General features: G+C 63.8%; 18 protein-coding genes and 1 tRNA gene. 6 read left to right on the top strand and 13 right to left on the bottom strand.

The annotated features are described in order from the left end of the window. Position 1 precedes the first annotated feature (1 nt). Together rlmH and rsfS are read right to left on the bottom strand one after the other, a co-directional pair. Positions 2–484: a 23S rRNA (pseudouridine(1915)-N(3))-methyltransferase RlmH gene (gene rlmH, locus FJ417_RS06905; RefSeq protein WP_140659732.1), complete on the bottom strand. Its 483-nt coding sequence runs from the start codon at positions 482–484 to the stop codon at positions 2–4. A 62-nt stretch (positions 485–546) separates the two neighbouring features. Further along, positions 547–924: a ribosome silencing factor gene (gene rsfS / locus FJ417_RS06900; RefSeq protein WP_140646523.1), complete on the bottom strand. Its 378-nt coding sequence runs from the start codon at positions 922–924 to the stop codon at positions 547–549. A 241-nt stretch (positions 925–1,165) separates the two neighbouring features. On the opposite strand from rsfS, the gene FJ417_RS06895 reads away from it, so the two are divergent. After that, positions 1,166–2,017 (top strand): mechanosensitive ion channel domain-containing protein, encoded by an 852-nt coding sequence (locus FJ417_RS06895; RefSeq protein WP_140659733.1) that lies wholly within the window; start codon positions 1,166–1,168, stop codon positions 2,015–2,017. Positions 2,018–2,138: 121 nt separating this feature from the next. Here the strand turns inward: FJ417_RS06895 and FJ417_RS06890 are convergent, their stop codons facing one another. The 6 genes from FJ417_RS06890 to obgE form a co-directional block, all read right to left on the bottom strand. After that, positions 2,139–2,450, bottom strand: a complete 312-nt coding sequence (locus tag FJ417_RS06890; RefSeq protein ID WP_210240639.1) for a RidA family protein — start codon at positions 2,448–2,450, stop codon at positions 2,139–2,141. 49 nt (positions 2,451–2,499) lie between these two features. Next, a complete protein-coding gene (locus FJ417_RS06885) occupies positions 2,500–3,792 on the bottom strand; it encodes an MFS transporter (protein ID WP_140646520.1) in 1,293 nt (430 codons plus the stop codon). Between the two features lie 94 nt (positions 3,793–3,886). Further along, a complete protein-coding gene (locus FJ417_RS06880) occupies positions 3,887–4,474 on the bottom strand; it encodes a nicotinate-nucleotide adenylyltransferase (RefSeq protein ID WP_140646569.1) in 588 nt (195 codons plus the stop codon). A 250-nt stretch (positions 4,475–4,724) separates the two neighbouring features. Continuing rightward, positions 4,725–6,011 carry a glutamate-5-semialdehyde dehydrogenase gene (locus FJ417_RS06870; protein ID WP_140782943.1) on the bottom strand — a complete coding sequence of 429 codons (1,287 nt, stop codon included), beginning with the start codon at positions 6,009–6,011 and terminating at the stop codon, positions 4,725–4,727. A 34-nt stretch (positions 6,012–6,045) separates the two neighbouring features. Continuing rightward, entirely contained in the window at positions 6,046–7,185 is a 1,140-nt protein-coding gene (gene proB, locus FJ417_RS06865; protein ID WP_140782942.1) for a glutamate 5-kinase, read from the bottom strand. A gap of 5 nt (positions 7,186–7,190) precedes the next feature. Further along, a complete protein-coding gene (gene obgE / locus FJ417_RS06860) occupies positions 7,191–8,219 on the bottom strand; it encodes a GTPase ObgE (protein WP_140659737.1) in 1,029 nt (342 codons plus the stop codon). Between the two features lie 152 nt (positions 8,220–8,371). Between obgE and FJ417_RS06855 the strand changes: the two genes are divergently transcribed. Next, positions 8,372–9,235: an endonuclease/exonuclease/phosphatase family protein gene (locus FJ417_RS06855; protein ID WP_140782941.1), complete on the top strand. Its 864-nt coding sequence runs from the start codon at positions 8,372–8,374 to the stop codon at positions 9,233–9,235. Between the two features lie 163 nt (positions 9,236–9,398). Here FJ417_RS06855 and FJ417_RS06850 read toward each other — a convergent pair whose 3' ends face one another. The 3 genes from FJ417_RS06850 to FJ417_RS06840 all read right to left on the bottom strand — a co-directional run bounded on the left by FJ417_RS06850 (position 9,399) and on the right by FJ417_RS06840 (position 11,193). Next, a complete protein-coding gene (locus tag FJ417_RS06850) occupies positions 9,399–9,986 on the bottom strand; it encodes a GNAT family protein (RefSeq protein ID WP_140646514.1) in 588 nt (195 codons plus the stop codon). A 125-nt stretch (positions 9,987–10,111) separates the two neighbouring features. Beyond that, positions 10,112–10,381 (bottom strand): 50S ribosomal protein L27, encoded by a 270-nt coding sequence (gene rpmA / locus FJ417_RS06845; RefSeq protein ID WP_140646513.1) that lies wholly within the window; start codon positions 10,379–10,381, stop codon positions 10,112–10,114. 101 nt (positions 10,382–10,482) lie between these two features. Then, on the bottom strand, positions 10,483–11,193 hold the full coding sequence (locus FJ417_RS06840) for a 50S ribosomal protein L21 (protein WP_140782940.1): 711 nt from the start codon (positions 11,191–11,193) through the stop codon (positions 10,483–10,485). A gap of 326 nt (positions 11,194–11,519) precedes the next feature. Between FJ417_RS06840 and FJ417_RS06835 the strand changes: the two genes are divergently transcribed. Together FJ417_RS06835 and FJ417_RS06830 are read left to right on the top strand one after the other, a co-directional pair. Further along, positions 11,520–11,609: transfer RNA gene (locus FJ417_RS06835), tRNA-Ser, on the top strand. 249 nt (positions 11,610–11,858) lie between these two features. Beyond that, entirely contained in the window at positions 11,859–12,308 is a 450-nt protein-coding gene (locus FJ417_RS06830; RefSeq protein ID WP_140782939.1) for a hypothetical protein, read from the top strand. A gap of 18 nt (positions 12,309–12,326) precedes the next feature. On the opposite strand, the gene FJ417_RS06825 is transcribed toward FJ417_RS06830, so the two are convergent. Next, a complete protein-coding gene (locus FJ417_RS06825; protein WP_140782938.1) occupies positions 12,327–13,463 on the bottom strand; it encodes a hypothetical protein in 1,137 nt (378 codons plus the stop codon). An 87-nt stretch (positions 13,464–13,550) separates the two neighbouring features. Here FJ417_RS06825 and FJ417_RS33035 point away from each other — a divergent pair, with 87 nt between their 5' ends. After that, positions 13,551–14,534 (top strand): DUF1186 domain-containing protein, encoded by a 984-nt coding sequence (locus FJ417_RS33035; RefSeq protein ID WP_181183167.1) that lies wholly within the window; start codon positions 13,551–13,553, stop codon positions 14,532–14,534. 216 nt (positions 14,535–14,750) lie between these two features. Here FJ417_RS33035 and FJ417_RS06815 read toward each other — a convergent pair whose 3' ends face one another. Further along, positions 14,751–15,506 carry an MBL fold metallo-hydrolase gene (locus FJ417_RS06815; protein ID WP_140782937.1) on the bottom strand — a complete coding sequence of 252 codons (756 nt, stop codon included), beginning with the start codon at positions 15,504–15,506 and terminating at the stop codon, positions 14,751–14,753. 143 nt (positions 15,507–15,649) lie between these two features. Between FJ417_RS06815 and FJ417_RS06810 the strand changes: the two genes are divergently transcribed. Continuing rightward, positions 15,650–16,222, top strand: a complete 573-nt coding sequence (locus tag FJ417_RS06810; RefSeq protein ID WP_140782936.1) for a TetR/AcrR family transcriptional regulator — start codon at positions 15,650–15,652, stop codon at positions 16,220–16,222.

The following is a 16,222-nucleotide window of genomic DNA, read 5'->3' as shown; positions in this document are numbered from 1 at the left end:
TTCACGATCGATGATACGGATGACCGGAAAGGATCGTGGCGATCCGGTAGAGCTGCTCGCCCAGCATCACGCGCACCAGCTGGTGCGGCCAGGTCAGCGCGCCGAACGACAGCACCAGGTCCGCCTGCTCGCGCAAGGATCTGTCATGGCCGTCGGCGCCGCCGATGGCGACGACGAGCGCCTTGCGGCCGCCGTCGCGCAACTGGCCGATGCGGGCGGCCAGGTCCTCCGAGGAGAGCGACTTGCCGCGTTCGTCGAGCAGGATGAGAACAGTGCCCGGCTGCAACTGGGCCTGCAGCCTCTGGGCTTCCTCGCGGCGGCGCTCGTCGGCGCTCTGTCCGCGGCTCTCGGGAACCTCGACAATGCCGGCAAATTCCAGCCCGACCGCGGGCCCGCTCTTCGAAAAGCGCTCGAAATAGCGGTCGGCGAGTTCTCTCTCGGGGCCGGTCTTCATCCGGCCCACGGCATGAACGGTGATCTTCATCCTCGCCCCGGCGAGCTTGTCCTAACGCATACCGTGACGGTTCACGGCACACGGATCAAGGCTCAGTGCAAGGTCTCTTCCTCGAGATCCGGCGCCTGCCACATCTTTTCCAGATTGTAGAATTCGCGGACTTCGGGGCGGAAGACATGGACGATGATGTCGCCCGAATCGATCAGGACCCAGTCGGCGCCAGCCAGCCCCTCGACGCGCGCCGTGCCGAGGCCGGCATCCTTCAGCGCCTTGAGGAGGTGATCGGCGACAGCCGAGACATGACGGTGCGATCGGCCCGAGGCGATGACCATGTAGTCGCCGAGGCTCGATTTTCCCTGGATGTCGATTGAGACGATGTTTTCGGCCTTGGAGTCTTCCAGACTGGCAAGGACTGTGTCGATGGCGAGGGACGCGGCGTCGTTTCCGCTGATCCCTGCCGGCGAAGGCATGATGTCAGCCTTCTTCCGCAGTGCTGTTCTCAGTGTGTTTCCTTTCCCAACAAGAACAACCAAATCACCATGCAAAAGGTGACACCACATAGATAGGCAGAGTTCCATTGCAGTTTCAAGACGGGCGCGCCCTGCCCGCGCCAACGCGGCTCCGCTTGGCAGGTTCCGTCGTCCCGAAAAAATCGGAACCCTTTGCGCTTTGCACAGGTTATCGGCTCACTGACCAATGGGGACTTCATCCATGCCAACCGACCCGCAAAGCGCCCTCATCACCATCCAGGCCGGGCTTGCGCAGCTGAGCACGCTGATCGTTTCCTATTCCTTCTCGGCCATCGGCGCCATAATCCTGCTGGTTGTCGGCTATTTCGTCGCTGGTGTCGCCGAGCGCTCGATCTCGGCCGGCCTCGGCCATATCCACGGCTTCGACGCGACCTTGCGTCATTTCTTCTCCAAGATCGTCCGCTACGCCATCCTGATCCTGGTCACCATCATGGTGCTCGGCCAGTTCGGGGTGCAGACCGCCTCCATCATCGCCGCCATCGGCGCCATCGGCCTGGCCATCGGGCTGGCTCTGCAAGGCACGCTGCAGAACATCGCCGCCGGCATCATGCTTCTGGCGCTCCGGCCCTTCCGCATCGGCGAATATGTCGAGGTCGGCTCGATTGCCGGCACCATCGAGGAGATCGGCCTCTTCGCCACCAAGCTGCGCTCCGTCGACGGCGTCTATGTGCTGGCGCCCAACTCGACGCTGTGGAACCAGCCCGTGCGCAATTTCACCCGCAACGGCGTGCGCCGCACCGATGTGAGCTTGAGCATCGGCTCCTGGAACGACATTGACCGCGCGCAAAAGACGCTGCTTGCCATCGCCGGCGCCGAAAAGCGCATCCGGCGCGAACCGGCGCCGATCGCCTTCGTGGCAAATCTCGGCGACACCACCGTTTCGCTCACCTTGCGCTACTGGACTTCGGCCGCCGACTATTTCTCGACCCAGACCGACATGACCAAGCGCGCCAAGCAGGCTTTCGACAGCGAAGGCATCTCGATCCCGCTGCCGCCGCCGGAAATGCCGGCGCCGGAGGCCCGCAAGCAGTAGCCTCGCAACAGCGATTTTCAATCTGCCGGCATTCTGAACCGATTTCGAGGTATCTCGGCTATTGCCGTGATTTCGATCTGCAAGTCCGGATGATAAAGTCGCACGATCTCGACGGTTGTCGTTACGGATAGGGCTCTGAAAAGAACTCCTTGCGGATGTCCCCCGACGCCATGAACCGCTCTATGTCGGTCGTATACTGGGTCAGCGATACGATATCGGCCATCTCCCCACCGATGGCCGCGAGCACGGCCTTGATGTTTTCGAGGGTTTGCCGGACCTGAGCCCGCATATCGCCCTTCCCGACAATCTGCCCTTCACGGTCAAGCGAAACTTGGCCTTTTAGGTGAACGAGTTGCCCGCCCTCATGGATTTTCACCATGGAGAACGCGCCAAAAGGCTTCCACACCGCTGCGGGATTATAGCTCTTCGACATCTGATCTTGCTCGAATTTGGGCCAAAAAGTCGCGAAGATGCGCAGCTTGTCAATCTTTGACGTGTCGCTGCTGTTCGTCCGGCGCGAAGGCTAGCTCCACCGGCAAGGGCGTCTGCGCCGACATCGGCGCGAAACTGCCGCTTGTGGCCGCGGGCGTCGGCCGGCCGGCCATCACGCGCCACAGCACGAACAGGCAGAAAGCCGATGCGATGACGATGCCGACATAGATGAAAGTCGCGGTGCCGAAGACGGCGGAAAGCGCCGTCACGATGCCCGGCACGATAAAGCCGGCCAGCGACCAGGCAAACAGCATCGAGCTCGACAGCGCCAGAAGCTCATCCTTGCCGGCGCGATCGGCGGCATGCGCGCTGGAGAGCGCGTAGATCGATTCCGACGCCCCATCCCAGATGAGATAGATCACCACCAGCGCCATCAGCGCGCCGCCGTCGAAGACAATGGCGAGCACGCTGGCGACGGTCGCGAGCGCCGCCGCGCCCGCCAGCACGTAGCGACGGTCGGTGCGGTCGGAAATCCAGCCGAGCGGGATCTGCAGGATCAGCGTGCCGACCGGCATCGCCGACAACAGCAGCGCCACGTCGGCCTGGCTGTAGCCCTTGGCGGTGGCATGGATCGGCGCAAAACCGGAAACGATCATCGACAGGCCGCCGACCGCCAGCATGCCGGCGACGCCGACCGGCGAGATCCGCCAGGCGCGGCGAAGCGCCACCGACGCGGCCTGCGGCGCCGGCGGCTGGGCAAGCCGCGTCATGCCGACCGGCAGAATGGAAAGCGCGGTGAAGGTGATGCCGATCAGCGCGGCGGCGGCTGTATGGATGTCGATCGCGGCGAGCGTCGCATAGCCAACGCCCAATCCGCCAATATAGGCGACGTAGAACACCGCCATGATCCGGCCGCGGATCGAATTCGGCAAGGCGTCGTTCAGCCAGCTCTGGGCGACGATGAACAGCCCGCAAATGGCGAAGCCGTAGAGCGCCCGGGCCGCGATCCAGAGCAACGGGATCGGCCCAGCGCCGATCGCGGCATTGGAAAGCGCGATCAGCGCCGAAAGCACCATGAAGGCGCGGGCGTGGCCCACTCGCTTGACGAGCGGCCCGGTCAGGATGCAGCCGGCAAGCCCGCCGGCCGAAAGCCCGGTGACGATCAGCCCTGCCCAGGTCGGGTCGAAACCGTCGGCGCCGAGCCGCACCGGGATATAGGCGAACATCAGCCCGTTGCCGATCGCGATCAGCGCCATCGACACGATGACGCTGGCAATGGCGATCAGTGGCGCCGATTGCGCGGCGCGGCTGGGATCGTTCGCGGATTGATTCTGCTTCAGCATGTCCACGCAAGCTTGGCCTACGAACAGGCAAAAAGCCGCCGCAAAAGCGACATGGCCGGACTTACCTTCTCCCCTTGCAGGAGAAGGAGGGCGCTCACCCCTTCGCCGCCTTGCGGATCGCGGTGGAAGACAGCAAGGAGCGCGGACCGTGGATGAAAGTCCAGGCCGGCGCCGGCATGCGGGCAAGCAGCGGCGCGTCGCCCTCGTCGACGCGGGCATAGTCGAAGGTCTTGGCGACCACCGACGACAGGAAGGAGAGCGTGGCGCCCGGGCGATCGATGACCGCGATCGGGAAGGTCAGCACGATCTCGCGCCAGCGCTGCCAGCGGTGGAAGTCGCGCAAGCTATCCGCGCCCATGATCCAGACGAAATCGACGCCCGGGTTGCGCGCCTTGACCAGCGCAAGCGTGTCGGCGGTGTAGCGCACGTGCTGCGCCGCCTCGAAGGCGGTGACCTTGATCCTCGGATTCCTGGCGATCTTTTCGGACAGCTCGATGCGCTCGGCGAGCGGCGCCAGTTCCCGCGCGCTCTTCAGCGGATTGCCGGGCGTCACCATCCACCACAGCTGGTCGAGCGCGAGCCTTCTCAGCGCGATCTCGGCGACCAGCGCGTGACCGGCATGCGGCGGGTTGAACGAACCGCCGAACAGACCGACGGTCAGCCCCTTGGCGGCGTGCGGCATGCGGAGGTAGCGGGCGGGGACGATGGGCTGAAGGGACGAAAGCATGGTGCTAGGCCCCCCTCTCTGGCCTGCCGGCCATCTCCCCCTCAAGGGGGGAGATCAGATGTTGCCTATGCTTTCGCCAATCGCCGGCGTTGCAAGCCGAGCGCCGGCACCGAAGCTGCCAATCTCCCCCCTTGAGGGGGAGATGGCCGGCAGGCCAGAGGGGGGGGCCTTGGCGCAAAGGCTCAAGCTCTAGCAGCAAACAACGTCAAGGCCTCACCTGTCCCGACCCGCGCACGCGGTATTTGAATGAGGTGAGCTGCTCGACGCCGACCGGCCCGCGCGCGTGCATCTTGCCGGTGGCGATGCCGATCTCGGCGCCCATGCCGAACTCGCCACCATCGGCGAACTGCGTCGAGGCGTTGTGCAAAAGGATCGCTGAGTCGATCTCGTTGAAGAATTTCTCGACCACCTGCGCATCCTCGGCGACGATCGCCTCGGTGTGGTGCGACGAGAAGGTCTCGATATGCTCGATTGCGCCGGCGACATCGTCGACCAGCTTCACCGCGATGATGGCGTCGAGATATTCCGTCACCCAGTCCGCATCGGTCGCCGGGCTGGCGTCGGCAAAGGCTTCCGTCACCTCGGCATCGGCGTGGATTTCGCAGCCGGCGACGCGCAGCGCTTCGAGGATCGGCACCAGATGCGTGGAGGCCACCGCGCGGTCGACCAGCAAGGTCTCGGCGGCGCCGCATACGCCGGTGCGCCGCATCTTGGCGTTGACGGCGATCTTCACCGCCATGTCGAGCTTGGCCGAGCGGTCGATATAGAGATGGCAGATGCCTTCCAGATGCGCGAAGACCGGCACCCGCGCCTCGTTCTGCACGCGCCCGACCAGGCTTTTGCCGCCGCGCGGGATGATGACGTCGAGACTGCCGCTCAAGCCTTTGAGCATCTCGCCGACGGCGGCGCGGTCGGTGGTCGGCACCAACTGGATGGCATCCTGCGGCAGGCCGGCGGCCTTCAGCCCTTCGACCATGCAGGCATGGATCGCCGACGACGAATTGTTCGAATCCGAGCCGCCGCGCAGGATCACCGGATTGCCCGCCTTGAGGCAAAGCGCGCCGGCGTCCGCCGTCACGTTGGGGCGGCTTTCGTAAATGACGCCGATGACGCCGAGCGGCGTGCGCACGCGCTCGATATGAAGGCCATTCGGCCGATCCCATTCGGCGATGACGTCGCCGACCGGATCCTTGAGCGCGGCGATCTCGCTTATGCCGTCGGCCATCGCCTTGATGCGCGAGGGGGTGAGCTTCAGGCGGTCCATGAAGGAGCCCGACAGCCCGGCCTCCCCGCCATTCGACATGTCGATGGCGTTGGCGTCGAGGATCACCTGCTCGTTGCGCAGGATGGCATCGGCCATGGCGACGAGCGCATCGTTCTTGGCCTTGGTGGAAGCGACGGCCAACGGTCGCGCGGCGGCGCGGGCGCGGCGGCCGATATCGGCCATCAGCGCCACGGTGTCTTCGCCGGATTTTTCATGCAGCTTCAGCATGGTTCATCCCTCCGCTTGGTCGTCGGCCGATGCTCTAGTCGTCGGCCAATACTTGGTCGCCGGCAAGGCTTACCACAAGGTCGTCGCGATGGATCATCGCCGAGCGCGCCTCGTAGCCGAGCACATTTTCGATCTCGGCCGTCTTCAAGCCCGCGATCCTTACGGCATCGGCGGCATCATAGGCAACAAGGCCGCGCGCGATCTCGCGGCCCTCGGGCGACAGGATCGCCACCGTGTCGCCGCGCGAGAAATTGCCGCTGACCAGTTTAACGCCCGCCGGCAGCAGCGACTTACCCGATTTGAGCGCGCCGATGGCGCCCGCATCGACCGTGAGCCGGCCTGCCGGCTCGAGCTGCCCGGCGATCCAGGTCTTGTAACCCTTCACCGGATTGGCGCTCGGCTTGAAGAAGGTCGCGCGCTCGCCGCGCTCGATCGCCATCAGCGGCGACAGCCTGGTGCCCGAAGTGATGATCATGGCGGTGCCGGCGGCGTTGGCGATCTTGCCGGCGTCGAGTTTCGTGCGCATGCCGCCGCGCGACAGCTCGGATGCGGCCACGCCCGCCATCGCCTCGATGTCCGGCGTGATGCGGTCGACCACGGGGATGAATTTTGCTTGCGGATCCTTAGCCGGCGGCGCCGTGTAGAGCCCGTCGATATCGGAAAGCAGCACCAAGAGATCGGCGCCCATCATCGTCGCCACTCGCGCCGCCAGCCGGTCGTTGTCGCCGTAGCGGATTTCCGACGTCGCCACCGTGTCGTTCTCGTTGATGACCGGCACCGCCTTCATCTTGAGCAGGGTCGAGATCGTCGCGCGCGCGTTGAGGTAGCGGCGGCGTTCTTCAGTGTCGCCAAGCGTCAAGAGGATCTGGCCCGACTTCAGCCCGTCCTTGCCGAGCGCGTCCGACCAGGCGCCGGCAAGCGCGATCTGGCCGACCGCGGCGGCGGCCTGACTCTCCTCGAGCTTCAGCGCGCGTTTACCGAGGCCGAGAATGGTGCGGCCAAGCGCAATGGCTCCTGAGGATACGACAAGCACTTCCGCGCCGGTACTGGCAAGCGCCGCAATGTCGTCGGCAAGCGAGGTCAACCAGTCGCGCTTCAGGCCCCTCGCGCGGTCGACGAGCAGCGCCGACCCGATCTTCACGGTGATGCGCCGGTATGATTTCAGCGATTTCATGGGTCTTATCGCCAGCGCGTGTCGACAGGAGCCGGAACGGCATCGCGCGCTTCCGCGACCACCGCCATCAGCGCGCGCAGCACCGCCTCGACGCCTTCGCCGGTGACGGCCGAGACAAGCAGCGGCGCGCGGCCGGCGGCGCGCTTCAGCGAGGCGGCCTTCTTCTTGCGCTGATCCGCGTCGAGGATATCGATCTGGCTGAGCGCGACGATCTCGACCTTGTCGGTCAGCCCATGGCCATAGGCATCGAGCTCCGCACGCACGGTCTTGTAGGCCTTGCCGGGATTTTCCTCCTGCGCCGAGACCAGGTGAAGCAATACGCGCGTGCGCTCGACATGGCCGAGGAAACGGTCGCCGATGCCGACCCCTTCATGCGCGCCCTCGATCAACCCGGGAATATCCGCCAGCACGAATTCGCGGCCGTCGATGCGGGCGACGCCGAGGCCGGGATAGAGCGTGGTGAATGGATAGTCGGCGATCTTCGGCTTGGCGGCGGTGACGGCGGCAAGGAAGGTCGATTTGCCGGCATTGGGCATGCCCACCAGGCCGGCGTCGGCAATCAGCTTGAGCCGCAGCCAGATGCTCAGCTCCTCTCCGGGCAAGCCGGGATTGGCGCGCCGTGGCGCCTGATTGGTCGAGGTCTTGAAATGCTGGTTGCCGAAGCCGCCATTGCCGCCCTTGGCGAGCAGGAAGCGCTGGCCGACGATCGTCAGGTCGCAGATCAGCGTTTCATTGTCCTCCGCAAAGACCTGCGTGCCCGCCGGCACTTTCAGCGTCACGTCGGCGCCCTTGGCGCCCGTCATATTGCGGCCCATGCCGTGCATGCCGGTCTTGGCCTTGAAATGCTGCTGGTAGCGATAGTCGATCAGCGTGTTCAGCCCGTCGACCGCTTCCATCCAGACATCGCCGCCGCGGCCGCCGTCGCCACCGTCCGGTCCGCCGAACTCGATGAATTTTTCACGCCGGAACGACACCGATCCGGCGCCGCCATCGCCGGAGCGGATGTAAACCTTTGCCTGGTCGAGGAATTTCATCTGCGTTTCAAGTTTCTGCTGGTGGCCTTGCGGGATTGCTCTAAACCAAGGCGGGACGAAGGGCGAGGCTGTTTTGCGACTAAAGCGCCTGATGCTCTTTTGCAAAGGACGCAGTAGCACTGTTCGCGAGCCAGGGTTGGGGAAATGCTCGAATGAAGGTCGTCACCTACAACATCCAGTTCGGCATCGGCCTCGACGGCAAATACGACCTTGGCCGCATCGCCGATGCGGTACGCGGTGCCGACGTGATCGCGCTGCAGGAGGTGACCCGCAACAATCCGCGCAACGGCGATCGCGACATGGTGGCCGAGATCGGCGAGGCGCTGCCCGATTATTTTGCCGCCTATGGCAGCAATTTCGAGGTCAATATCGGCTCGCGCCTGGAGAACGGCCGCGCCGTCTCGACGTCCTTCCAGCTCGGCAACATGGTGCTGTCGAAGACGCCCATCCATCTGTCGCGCAATCTCCTTTTGCCGCGCAGCCGCAGCCTCGAGACCATGAACTTCCAGCGCGGCGCGCTCGAGGCGCTGATCGAGACGCCGCTCGGCTTCATCCGTTTCTATTCCACCCATCTCGACCACCGCAGCCCGGTCGAGCGCCAGGGCCAGATCCGTTTCCTGCGCCAGCGCCTCTTGAACTATGCGCTGGAAGGCGGCGGCCTGTCGGGCATTCCCGAGATCGGCCTGCCGGACCTGCCCTATCCGGAAGCCTTCATCGTCATGGGCGACTTCAACATGCTGCCGGGCTCGCCGGAATATATCGAACTCGCCGGCCGGCCGGACCATGAGTTCGGCATGCCGCTGACCGCCGATCTCGCCGTCGACGTCGCCCAGCGCCTGGCCGTCGCCGACCTCGTCACCTGGGTCGACCCCGACCGCCCCGGCGACAAAAGCCGCCACAAATGCATCGACTATGTCTTCACCAGCGCCTCGTTGGCCAAGTCGCTGCAGCGCCTGTGGTCCGACCGGGAAGCCGTCGGCTCCGATCATTTGCCGCTCTGGGCCGAACTGGGCTGAGTCGCCTTCGAGCGCCGACGCCTAGGCGTGTTGCTATTCAGGTCAGGCCGAGCCGAAAATGATGGCTACCGAGAACCGGAGCGGAGCGTACTTAAAGTACGTGAGCACCGGAAGCGCAGGAAGCCGGCATTTGCAGGCCGGCCTCACCTGAATTTCAATATGCCTAGAAGTGGACCCAGTTGCGCAGACTGGTCCACGTCTTCCTGTCGAGCCGGTAGCGCTCGACCGGCACCTGGCCGGCGACGATCGAGTTCAGCATGCCCTGGCCGGCATACTGGAAGCCGCATTTGTGGATGACCCGGCGCGAGGCCGGATTGATCACCCGGGTCGAGGCATGCAGCACCTGGATCGAAGTGTTCTGGAACGCGAGGTCGACCAGCGCATGCGCGGCCTCCGTCGCATAACCGCGCTTCCAGTAGGGTTCGCCAATCCAGTAGCCGAGCTCCAGTCCGCGATCGGTGGTGTTCAAGCCCGCGCAGCCGACGAAGGTGCCGGTGCCGGCAAGGGTGAGCGCATAGACGATGCCGGCGCGGCGCGACGCCGCCATGGCAAGGAAGGTGCGGCCCTCGGCTTCGCCGTAGGGATGCGGCATGCGGGCCAGCATTTCGGCGACATGCCGGTTGTCGGCAAGCGTGACGAGTTGCTCGAGATCGCTCTCGCGCGGGGCGCGCATGACCAGCCGCTCGGTGGCCAGCACCGGGCAATCGATCGCGTAACTTTCGTCTTCGGTATCTTCCGCTTCGGCAACCATTTAGTCCTCCAGGGCAAAGAAAAATGAAAAAGGAGAGAGGGCAAGCCCATCTCTCCTGATCCTTTTCCTGGCCTGGCCAGACACCGGTTCCCGAGATGGGCGCCGGTGTTATGGTGCGGAACCGGCTACTCCGCTGCTTTGGTAATCGGGTTCACCGATACGTAGGTTCGGCCGTTGGCTTTTTTGTTGAAGGTGACTGCGCCGGCGTCGAGCGCAAAAAGGGTGTGGTCCGTGCCCATGCCAACATTGGTGCCCGGATGCCAGGTCGTGCCGCGTTGGCGGATGATGATGTTGCCGGCGACGACGGCTTCGCCGCCGAACTTCTTCACGCCGAGACGCTTGGAGTGCGAATCGCGACCATTGCGCGACGAACCGCCAGCTTTCTTGTGTGCCATTTGACTAACTCCGATGCGCCCCTGAGGCGCTTGAATGGTCTTATGAACGCGTTCGCGTTCCGTTTCAAGTCCCGTACCGGCGACGATCGTCGCCGGAAGAATTACTTCTTCGCCAGTTCCTTGGCCTGCTCGCGCCAGTCCTTGATCTGGTCGGCGCTGAACGGCATGTGCTCGTCGATCTTGGCGACATCCTTGTCGGTGAGCTTGGCGAGCTGCGCGAAGGTGACGATGCCCTGCTCGGCGAGGTCCTTCGCCGCGACCGGGCCGATGCCCTTGATCACGGTCAGGTCGTCCGGCTCGCCCTTCGGCGCCTTGAACAGCGGCGCGGCGACGGTCTCGGCCTTAGCCTCTTCCTTCGGAGCGGCCTCTGCCTTGGGTTCCTTCTTGGCCTTCGGCTCCTTCGGCGCGGCTTCGGCCTTCGCCTCGGCGGCGACCTCCGCCTTGGCTTCGGGGGCCTTTGCCTCTGCCTTGGCGGCGGCCTTCTTCGACGGCTTGGCGCCGCCGAGCAGGATCTCGGCGATCCTGACGGTGGTCAGAAGCTGGCGGTGGCCGATCTTGCGGCGGGAATTCTGGCGGCGGCGCTTCTTAAAAGCGATGACGGTGCGGTTCTTGCCTTGCTCGACGACTTCCGCCGTGACCAGAGCGCCATCGACGAACGGCGCGCCGAACGTGACATTCTCGCCCTCGCCATGCGCGAGCACATTACCGATCTCGACGATGTCGCCGACCTTGGCTTCGAGTTTCTCGATCTTCAGGAGATCGTTGGCGGCGACGCGATATTGCTTGCCGCCCGTTTTGATGACTGCGAACATTTTTTGCCTTTCGCTGTTCGGTCGGCCTCGATGAACCGCGTCAGGCGGCTCGGCCGTCTTTTTGTCAGTCTGCGGGTTCAAAAAACAAGCGGCGCGGAAGAGCCTCCACGCCGAATGCGGGCTGTCCCTAACCGAAGGTTGCGCCGGAGTCAAGGCAAGCGGGCCGCCCCTGGAGATACATTGAGCGACGTTGCCGGCAAATATCGGCCCGTCCCCTCTCCGCCGCTTTTCGCGGAAGCTGGAAATCGGTCGAATAGGGCCTTGTAACTCTAACGGTCAGCCGTTATTTAGTGCGCCGCGCCGGCAACGGCCGACCATGACCTCGCGGAGAGGTGGCAGAGTGGTCGAATGCACCGCACTCGAAATGCGGCATACTCGCAAGGGTATCGGGGGTTCGAATCCCTCCCTCTCCGCCATCCTGCTTCGCGCTGTGCGCTTCGCAGGACCAGCCCAATCTTCCGCGCGAAGCAGGATGCCCGCCGAAGCTTTAGCGAAGGAGGGCGGCCCGGGAGCTGCCTACATTTCCTCTCCGCGCTACATCGGCCTCGCGAATGAAATTTCGCAGCCTTCACGTGACAAAAATCCGACCTTGATCGATAGTAATATGATCTCGGGGGTCATTGCGCACAGGACCATTCGACATGCGCTCGGGGCGAAATCTAAGAATGTCCGATCGCGGCTTCACAACAGGGGACAAGATGATCGCGCGAACAATCGCGGTTGCCCTTGCAATTGCGTTTTCCCTCTCACCGTCGCATGCGCAACCGCAGCATCGTCTACCAAGTGGCTATAAATGGGGCCGCTGCCTGCTTGTCGTTCATGGTCAGACCCGCATCTCCGGAAAATGCTCCTATCAGATCGAGCAGGGCGGCGATTTCAACATCCAGGGGCCCCGGCAGGTCTTTGCGGGTATCGACTATCCCGACACGCATAGCGGGGCCGGCGAAATGTCCAAGGATTACTGGGCCGTTGTCTACAAGGACGGCGATCTTTGGGCAGGCTATGCGAACGGGGATATTCGCGACACGCACGGCGACGGACAAGATTGGGGAGCGCTTCACCGCGAAGGCGCTTGCTATGTTGGAAATGAGGTCAAGGTCTGCCTTTGGCGTTAGCCGGCTCCCTTGCAAGACCTATCCCAGCGCCCCCAGGCGTTCGAGGAAGCGCCCCTTCCCTGCGTGGCGCTCCCGGAGCGACTGAAGCCGGAGACGGAAATCCTCGGTGCTGCCCTGTTTTTCGGCAAGCGCCAATAGATCGGAAAGGAGCGCCGCCGCCTTGTCGTAGCCGGCGGGGTTGCGCCGCCCGATCTCGATCTCGACCTCTTCCCAGACATTTTCACCCCGCTGGCGAAGGACCTGGACCCGGATATCGCGGGCCTTCTCAGCCGCTTCCGCTTGCAATCGCCGCTGCGCTTCCGCCAGCTCCGCCTCGGCGCGCTTGCGGGCAAGGCGGATTTCTTCGGCCCGCGCCTGCAGATCCGCAGCTGTGCGCAAAGGGGCAGGCGAGATTGTCGTTTCGGGTTCCAGACGTGCCCGAATCGTGGCCCGCAACTCGGCGGACATATTCGGCTCGCCATTGAAAACCCGCATGAGCAGACTGGTTTTCTCGATGTCGCTCATCGCCGCGACCACCCGCCGGGTGATACCCGGTGCCGCGCCATCGGGACCCGTTGTCGCGCTTCGCTCAGCCGCCGCCTGGACGAGATCGCGGTCGATGCCGAAGAACTCGGCGAACGCTTCGAGCGCCTCGGTCAGCGGCCCGATTCCCGGCATCGGCTCCGGCTCATCGGGTTCAATCGCGTCCGCTTCGACAGCCGTCAACCAAAGCAGATAGAAAGGCCGAAGATCGCCGGCGAGCAAGTCGGCCCGCAACGGCGCCAAGGCCGAGAGCCAACCTGAGTCGTCGTCGTCCAGGTACTCGAACTCCAACTCGTCGCGCGCGATGCTTATAATGATGTTCTCGCCAGCGACCCTGAGCATGACGTCGTCGGTCGCTCCAAGGAAGGCGTCCACGCGATCCCGATCAACCAGCCGGGCCGGCAGCTTGATCATCAGGCGGCGGGAACCCCAATTGGCCCAATAAAGATGAAGATCGAACCAGCGCTCCATGAGCTCGTCCGGATCGCCTTTGAAATCCCCCCACTCGTAGAAATTGGTGAAGCTTGTGGCGGTGATCCGCGCCCGCGATGACAACTCGCGAAGCCCCTGGCGATCCGTGTTGCTAAGGGAACGATCGACCGCCTGGAATTCGTAGTATTGGTATTCGCTCATCGTCGCTCTCATGATTGACACAAGTGTGTGCCTGGGGAATCGATAGCACGCCGCCTAGCCAGGGCTCCATCGACGCGACTGGACGCGATGAAAAAAGAAGATTTGGAAAAGCTGCTTTCCGACGACAGCAGCGACTTCGAGCTGTATCCGATAGACCGCTATCTCCATGCCGTGGCGACCGAACGCGAGGTGCCGAATCTCGCAATTGCGGTCTGCACGATCAGGATAGAAGAATCAGCGCCTGCGCTGCGCGCCGTCCTTGAACGCGCCGCCAACGGACAGCCTTTGTCGGACGATGAAGAGATGCTGCTCTTCAGGGGCGTGTATATCCTCGGCGGCGCCCGTGACACCCAGGCATGCCAACCTTTGCTGCGTCTGCTGCGCCGTCCTGGGAAGGAAGCCGACCGGCTGCTTGGCGACGCCATAACCGAAACCTTGTCGCGCATCATCGTAGGCGTATTCGACGGCGACGCCGAAGCGCTGTTCGGCATCATTGCCGACCGCTCCGCCGACGAATTCATTCGCGACGCGGCGTTTGGCGCGGTGACCTTTTTGACCTGGGAAGGTCGCATCGAGCGCGACCGGACAAGGGATTTCGTGGAGCGGTTCTACAGGGAGAGGCTTGCCGACGACTGGGATTACGCGTGGATCGGCTGGCTGCAAGCCATCGCGATGCTTGACCTGCGAGACCTCGTTCCGCTTGTCTACAGCGCTTGGGACGAGGGCCGTATCCCGGAAGATGCGCTTGAACGCAGTGATTTCGAAAACGACCTGCGGGAAGCCGAGCAGCAACCCGGCGACATTGGCCGGTTCGATCGCGCCAGTCTGAGTTATATCGAGGATGTCCTTGTGGCGCTGGATTGGACCCGCGGCCTTGACGATGACGACGGCTTAGAGTTTGGCGACGACGATTTCGATCTTGACGAGGACGAGGGTGGGCAAGCCTCATGGCTGGACCGGGCCTTCTCCAGCGTCACACCAGCCACCAACCCTTGGCGCGACATCGGGCGCAACGATCCGTGCCCTTGCGGAAGCGGCAAGAAATTCAAGAAATGCTGCCTCGCCAGCTGATTGGCGATCCTTCGCGAAGATGGCCTCCGAAGCCTTGGCGAAGGAGGCCGCTCATTCATTTCAGGCTACGCATTCGCGTGGCGCCCTTCGCAGGACTGACATCCTGAGCCCGAAGCAGGATGCGGCATACGAAGCCGGCGTTCGGGCAGGTGCGCCCCTGCCGGCCGCAAACGCCGGTGATCCGGCAGTCCGTCTTTGTACCATCTACGAGCGCGCTCATGCTGCCAGCCTCTGCATGGCTTCGGCCATCTGAGCCGAGACACGGCGGTCGTAGTCGTCGGCAAGCGCCCGCAGGGCCGCAGCCCCGTCGCCGGAAAATGACGGGCCGTGCATGAGCGCCAGAGTGCGTGGCGCGAGCTTGGCAAGCTCGCGGATGGTCGTGCCCATGCCGGGATTGAGTGCCGAATATTTGAACAGATCCTCGGCGGCGATCGCCGGGCCGACAACATCGCCGTCGGTCAGCGCGCGGTCGTTGCCGAGTTGGGTGAACAGATCGCCGCAGAGCAGGGTGCCGGTCGATTCCTCGTACATGACGCCGGCGTCCCAACCATGCGGCGTGTGCGGTGTATCGATGAAGCGCACGCGCTTGCCGCCGCCGATGTCGATCACCTCGCCATCCTTCAGCACCCGCGGCGCACGATCCGCGAAATCGTCGAGCGACACGTAGACGCCTGTCTGTCCGTGCGCGGCCGTTGCTTGCGGCGCAACGGAGAGCCATTCGTTCATGGCGCCGCATTCGTCGGATTCGAAATGGCCAAATCCAATCCAGCGAAGACGCTCCGGGGGGATGATGCGGGCAAGCGCGTCGCGGTTGAGCGCGAACATCTTCCGCAGACCGGTGTGGAACATGAGCGGCTCATCGCCCATGACCAGGAACTGGTTGAAGGTGAAGCCGACGGGCGGAGCGATGTCCGATACATAGGTCGATAGGCGGTAGATGCCCTCGGCGATTTCGTCGATTTTCGTTTCCATGGAACCTCCTGCAAAACAATGGTTGCGTTCCCTCTCCCGGTTGATCCCGGGCTGGACTTCGATCAAAATCGAAGTACATATGTGTGTAGCGAAATATTAGAGCCCTGTCAACAATGGGTGCACACACGTGTGCATTTAAATACATGACCCGCAAATACACCCTTAAACGCCGTGCCGAGCAGCAGGCGGAAACCCGGCGGCGCATCGTCGAAGCTGCGATCGACCTGCACGGTAGCGTTGGTCCCGCAGCAACGACCTTCAGCTTGGTCGCCGAGCGTGCCGGCGTTCAGCGACACACGCTCTACGCCCACTTCCCCGACGAGCGCAGCCTGCTGCAGGCCTGCTCGAGCACGCACATGGAGACGCATCCGCTGCCGAGCCCGGAGCCGTGGCGAGTTGTGGCCGACCCAGGCGAACGGATGAGGATCGCGCTGCTGGCGATCTACGAATGGTACGGGCGCAATGAAAGCGTGGTGGCCAGCGTGTTGCGCGACGCCGAACATCACCCGCCAACCCGGGAGGCTGTCGAGGCGAGCATCGTCCCGTATTTCGCGACCTGCCAGGCAGTGCTCGGCGAAGGCCTTGGCGGCAGCCAGCGAGCGATGCTGCGCGTGGCGCTGAGCTTCTTCACCTGGCGCACGCTGGTGCGCGAAGCTGGCCTCCAGCCCGTTGAAGCCGCAAATGCCATGGTTCAGGCCGTCCAAGGCGTGGGTTGA

Source organism: Mesorhizobium sp. B3-1-7, assembly GCF_006439385.1.
Taxonomy (GTDB): domain Bacteria; phylum Pseudomonadota; class Alphaproteobacteria; order Rhizobiales; family Rhizobiaceae; genus Mesorhizobium.
The sequence above is the reverse complement of the archived record's forward strand: the minus strand, read 5'-3'. Positions and strand labels throughout refer to the sequence as shown.